Origin of the sequence: Pseudomonas sp. (assembly GCF_050739995.1) — a bacterium.
In the GTDB taxonomy this organism is placed as follows: Bacteria; Pseudomonadota; Gammaproteobacteria; order Pseudomonadales; family Pseudomonadaceae; genus Aquipseudomonas.
The window spans coordinates 1-4,828 of record NZ_JBOICG010000102.1 but is presented as its reverse complement, the minus strand read 5'-3'; the positions used below and the strand labels follow the sequence as shown (position 1 = coordinate 4,828).

5 protein-coding genes are annotated in these 4,828 nt (G+C 59.9%); 1 reads left to right on the top strand and 4 read right to left on the bottom strand.

Annotated elements, in window-relative coordinates; all coding sequences use genetic code 11:
• The coding region (locus ACRESD_RS03540) for an MATE family efflux transporter (RefSeq protein ID WP_431749657.1) at positions 1-466 on the top strand (466 nt) is incomplete at its 5' end.
• A 48-nt stretch (positions 467-514) separates the two neighbouring features.
• Here ACRESD_RS03540 and speA read toward each other — a convergent pair.
• From speA to ACRESD_RS03520, 4 genes are all read right to left on the bottom strand, one after another.
• Entirely contained in the window at positions 515-2,428 is a 1,914-nt protein-coding gene (speA, locus tag ACRESD_RS03535) for an arginine decarboxylase (RefSeq protein ID WP_431749656.1), read from the bottom strand.
• 144 nt (positions 2,429-2,572) lie between these two features.
• Positions 2,573-2,944 (bottom strand): translation initiation factor Sui1, encoded by a 372-nt coding sequence (locus ACRESD_RS03530; RefSeq protein ID WP_005784408.1) that lies wholly within the window; start codon positions 2,942-2,944, stop codon positions 2,573-2,575.
• A gap of 182 nt (positions 2,945-3,126) precedes the next feature.
• On the bottom strand, positions 3,127-3,663 hold the full coding sequence (locus ACRESD_RS03525) for an NUDIX hydrolase (RefSeq protein WP_431749655.1): 537 nt from the start codon (positions 3,661-3,663) through the stop codon (positions 3,127-3,129).
• A 2-nt stretch (positions 3,664-3,665) separates the two neighbouring features.
• Positions 3,666-4,643 (bottom strand): DUF2333 family protein, encoded by a 978-nt coding sequence (locus tag ACRESD_RS03520; RefSeq protein ID WP_431749658.1) that lies wholly within the window; start codon positions 4,641-4,643, stop codon positions 3,666-3,668.
• Positions 4,644-4,828 lie beyond the last annotated feature (185 nt).

Below are 4,828 nucleotides of genomic sequence, written 5' to 3'. Positions count from 1 at the left end.
AGCTCACGCCGTCGAAGCCCTGTGCGGCCACGCCATCGGCGCCCATGACCGCCAGGCGCTGCGCCGGTCGCTGGTGGTCGCTGGCGGTTGGTCGCTGATCGCCAGTATCGGGTTTGCCCTACTGTTCACCGTCGCCGGCCACCTGTTCATCGCCATGCAAACCGATATTCCTAGCGTGCGCGAAACGGCCGACCTCTATTTGCCTTATCTGGCGATACTGCCGTTGATTGCGGTCTGGAGTTACCTGCTGGACGGCCTGTTCATCGGCGCAACCCGCGCGCGCGAAATGCGCAATGGCATGCTGTTGACCGTCCTGTTGACGGCTCCTTTCGCCTGGGCGCTGCAGGGTTTGGGTAACCACGGTCTGTGGATAACTTTCTTGCTCTTCATGGCGCTGCGCAGCCTCACCCTGGCCTTCATCGGCTGGCGCCTGAACACTCGGAACCGGTGGTTGGCCGAGCCGTAAAACAAAAAACCCACCTGAGAAGGTGGGTTTTGTTCAGCTGCTATCGCCTCACGACGACAGGTAAGACGAACGCGTCAGGCCCAGACGCAACGCGTCGAGGAACTGCGTACGCTCGCTGGAGCTGATCTTCGCGCTCGCACACTTGTCACGGTAGTGCGTCATCAACTCCTCCGGCGACAAGTGCACGTAGCGCAGCATGTCTTCGATGGTGTCGTGGGTCTCGATCCCGGCGCTGTACACCGAACCGTCTTCACGCTGGTAGATGTTCACCGAGTCGGTGTCACCGAACAGGTTGTGCATGTCGCCCAGGATCTCTTGATAAGCACCTACCAGGAAGATGCCCAGCAAGTAGTCCTCGCCTTCGTTCAAGGCGTGCACCGGCAGGCTGGTCTCGATGGACTGCTCGTCGACGTACTGCTTGATCTTGCCGTCGGAGTCGCAGGTCAGGTCTTGCAGCACAGCACGGCGCAGTGGCTCTTCGTCGAGACGGTGCAGCGGCAGGATCGGCAATACCTGGCCGATGGCCCAGGTGTCCGGCAGGCTCTGGAACACCGAGAAGTTGCAGATGTACTTGTCGGCCAGCTTGTCGTTGAGCTCATCCAGCACTTGGCGGTGCGAGCGCTGACGGGCTTTCAATGAGTTGTGCAGGCGGCGGCACACGGCGAAGTAGCACTGTTCAGCCAGGGCTTTTTCCGCCAGGGTCAGTTTGCCGTCGGCGTACTGGGTGGCCACGTCGCTCATGTAGTGGGTGGCGCGCCAATAGGTTTCGGTGACCATCTCGATGTCGGTCGGACCCAGCAGGTCCACCAGCCATTGCACGGTTTCCGGCAGGCTTTCCTTGTTCTCGATTTCCGGCACGTCGTCGTTGTGTTTCTCGACGTCGGTGACTTGCACCACCAGCATGGCGTGGTGGGCGGTCAGGGAACGACCGCTTTCGGAGAAGATGTTCGGGTGCGGCAGGCTCTGTGCGTCGCAGAACTCCTTGAGCATGCCCACGACCACACCGGCGTAGTCGTCCATGTCGTAGTTGATCGAACTGGCGTTACGCGAGTGCGTACCGTCGTAATCCACACCCAGGCCGCCGCCCACGTCGATGTGGTCCACCGGCAGGCCAAGGTTGCGCAGTTCGCCGTAGTAACGAATGGCTTCCTTGAACCCGTGCTGGTAGTCGGCCAGGTTGGCAATCTGCGAGCCCATGTGGAAGTGCAGCAGGCGGATGCCTTGGTCCAGGCCGGCAGCGCGGAAACGCTCGACCACCGACAACAGCTGCGCTGCCGACAAACCGAACTTGGACTTCTCGCCACCGGTGTCCGCCCACTTGCTCGAGGCCAGCGACGACAAACGTACGCGTAGCCCAACCTGCGGCTTGACCTTGAGACTCGCCGCCTCTTCGATCACCAGGCCGACTTCGGATTCTTTTTCGATCACGATGAATACGTTGTGACCGAGCTTCTGGCCCATCAGCGCCAGGCGGATGAACTCACGGTCCTTATAACCGTTGCACACGATGGTGCCGCCCTTCGGCGCCAGGGCCAGCACGGCCAGCAGCTCAGGCTTGGAGCCGGCTTCCAGGCCGATGGACACGTTCTGGGTGGCGATGATGTTTTCGATCACCGCTTCCTGCTGGTTCACCTTGATCGGGTACAGCGCGGTGTACTTGCTCTGGTATTCCAGGCGCTCGATGTTCGAATCGAAAGCGCCGGTCAGCTGGCGTACACGGTCTTGCAGGATGTCAGGAAAGCGCACCAACAGCGGCAAGGACAAGCCGCTTTTACGCAGTTCGTCGACTTGCTCGTACAAGTCGACAGGCGTGCTGTTCGGGCCGTTCGGACGGACTTCAACGCGACCGGCATCATTGATCGCGAAATACCCGGCCCCCCAATGGCGAATCCCGTAAACACTGCGGCTGTCCGCAACTGTCCATTGGCTGCCATCGTCTTTGCGTGTGCGTCGTACGGACATCGAAGTCCCCTATATAAAGTCGAAAATCGCCGCACCCTTTTTGTAAGGCTGGCGCAGTCTAAAGAATGAAAATGACGATTTGCCTGCGAGAGAGGTAGACCCCACTCGCAGGACAGAGTTTAGACACAGGTCGGGAAGAGGCTTTCAGCCGCCGGACTTCTTGGCCTTGTACCCGAGCTTGATCAGCTCGGCCAACAGCAACTCGACGTGATCGCCCTGGATTTCGATGACGCCGTCTTTCAACGCGCCACCGGTGCCACAACGCTTTTTCAGCGTAGTGGCCAATTCCTTCAGGGCATCCTCGGCCAGCGGCACGCCGGTGATAGTGGTCACCGTCTTGCCGCCACGGCCTTTGCTCTCACGTCGCACGCGGGCAATACCGTCGCCTTCAGGAATCAGGGTCTGTTTGCAGGTACACGAATCCACGGGCTGACGACAGTCCGGGCAGTGTCGACCTGCGTCGGTGGAAAATACCAGGCCACCAAGGGCGGCGAAGGATGCGGCTTTTTTGGCCACCGGCAATCCTCTTGGGAGGACAAAGACTGATCGGCACCTGCGAAGAGGTGGCCAACCGCGAAGCCCCACTCAGGCAGGGGCAGCGCTACCGAACCGCCAAGGGTGGTTCGGGTGAAAAGTCGCGCAGTGTAACCACAAAAAGCCGACTTGCTAAGAGCCAAATGGCGCCAATTTATGCAACTTTAGCGACGCGAGGCCAGATAGCGCCGCAAGCCCTCCTGGGCGTCCGGGCAGTAAGGCTTTTGTTCAGCCTCCTGCAGGACATTTTCAATGGGTAAAAAGCGCGCTTCCATGACCTCTTCAGGCTGCAGTCGCAAGGGGCCGTCCCACACCGCAGAGTAGGATGTGCACCAGAGCCGGCTGTCGCCATCCTCAAAGTAGAAATGGTCGTGTTCGACCAAATCAACGCCACTTACACCCAGCTCTTCAGCAAGCTCCCGCCGAGCCGAAACGGCGTAACTCTCACCTTTCTCGACCATCCCGCCCGCCGCCGTGTCCCAGAACCCGGGATACAGCGCCTTGCTCAAGGTGCGCCGATGCACGCATAGTTCACCTTGGGAGTTGAACAAGAAGATAAAGGTGCAGCGGCCGATCAGACCGCGCTGGCGAAGGTCAGACCTGACGAGGTGCCCGAGCAGGTTGTCCCGCTCGTCGACCCAACAGATAAGTTCAGCGTCGGAAGCCGCTCGATGTGCGGCCTCCCTTTGAGTAGCGTCCATCATCAACCCTGATTGAGGAGCTGACGCAAATCGATCACTGCAGCGTTTGCCCGGGAAATATAGTTGGCCATTACCAGCGAGTGGTTAGCGAGAATGCCGAAACCACTGCCGTTAAGAATCATAGGACTCCAAACGGTTTCCTGCGAGGCCTCCAGCTCACGAATGATCTGGCGCACGCTGACGGTGGCATTCTTCTTGGCCAGGACATCGGCAAAGTCGACTTCAATGGCGCGCAACAGGTGGGACAAGGCCCACGCCTGACCACGGGCTTCGTAGAACACGTTGTCGATCTGCATCCATGGAGTTTCCACCACTTCTTCATCGACCTGCGGCACCTGGCCCGGCGCCAGCGCTTCGGTCTTGAGCGTAGTGTTGAGCTTCACCCGACCGACGCTGGCCGACAGACGTTGCGACAGTGAGCCCAGACGGGTGGCGACATCGCCCAGCCAGTTGTTCAGGTTGTCGGCACGGGCGTAGAACAGCGCGCCCTTCTGGTTCGGGTCGGACAGGCGCGCCTCATAGCGGCTCAGGGAATTGATGCCTTCCTGGTATTCCGACTCACTGGATGGCAGAACCCAGCTCTTGTTGTCGAAGTTGAAACGCGGCTCGGCCTTGGCCAGGTCGGCATCTTCAGCCGACTGCGACTGGGAGCGGGCGAAATCCTTACGCAGGGCACGGGTCAGGTCGCGTACCTGCACCAGCACGCCGTATTCCCAGCTTGGCATGTTGTCCATCCACAGGCCCGGCGGGAAACGGTCGTTGGAAATATAGCCACCCGGCTTGTTCAGCAAGGTGCCGACCACGGTCTTGAGGGTTTCGACGGTGGTGTAGCCCACCACCATCTGCTTGCCTTCCTTCTCGGCGGCAAGCTGGGCGTTTTGCTGGACCGGGAATAGCGCCGGCTCTTCGCTCCAGTACCAACCCAGGGCACCGGTGACCAACAGGTACAAGCCCAACACGCTGAGCAAGGCTTTGCTCATCAGCAGGTTGCGAAAGTAGCCACGGTTGGCCGACTTGGGCTCAGGAGCGGGGCCTTTGGCACTGCCTTCACGGTTTTTCCAGTCCAGCATAGCGATATCCTTTCAATCACTTGAGTTCATGCACATCAATTGTCCGGGTGCGTTCAAACACTCCGACCACAACCCTACCCCATCGTGCCCGTCGG